The organism is Chryseobacterium phosphatilyticum, assembly GCF_002899825.2.
GTDB lineage: Bacteria > Bacteroidota > Bacteroidia > Flavobacteriales > Weeksellaceae > Chryseobacterium > Chryseobacterium phosphatilyticum.
In genome coordinates this window covers 1-471 of record NZ_PPED02000079.1, presented here as the reverse complement: position 1 = coordinate 471, position 471 = coordinate 1, and the positions used below count along the sequence as shown (strand labels likewise).

Annotated in this window: 1 protein-coding gene; it reads right to left on the bottom strand. The window is 60.5% G+C overall.

The features are described from left to right. Positions 1 to 248: 248 nt before the first annotated feature. The coding region (locus tag C1631_RS23525) for a hypothetical protein (RefSeq protein WP_109714491.1) at positions 249 to 471 on the bottom strand (223 nt) is incomplete at its 5' end.

The following is a 471-nucleotide window of genomic DNA, read 5'->3' as shown; positions in this document are numbered from 1 at the left end:
CTCCTAAAGCCGTGCGTTAGGTTGAACGAGGCCAGGCGGAAGTGCGTCCACAGTGCGTGCCCCGTGAACCGCGCACCGACCAGGGTGACCATGTCGTCGAGCACAGGTGGATGCCTAGCGCTTCAGAGCCTGATCCTGGCCACGCACCCGATCTGGATCAGAACAACGGAACGGGCGCCCCGAGAACGTTCGAAGGCGTTTTCATGAGGCACCCGGACCATCAGGGATGAGTGAGCCCTAAATCCGGCCTATTGGACCATGTCGTCCTGGGCCATCTCGGGCATGCCCTGCATGCCGGTGATCGGCGAGATGGCCATCATCTTCCCGTTCTTCAGCTTCACGACGTTGAACTTTCGCCCCGTCTTGCTGTCGGTCGCGACGCCGACCATCATCTGCTGGGGCGCGAACTGCGAGACGGTAAAGTCATGCCCCCACGCTGAAAAGGTTTGCTGGGCCAAAGCATATCCAGAT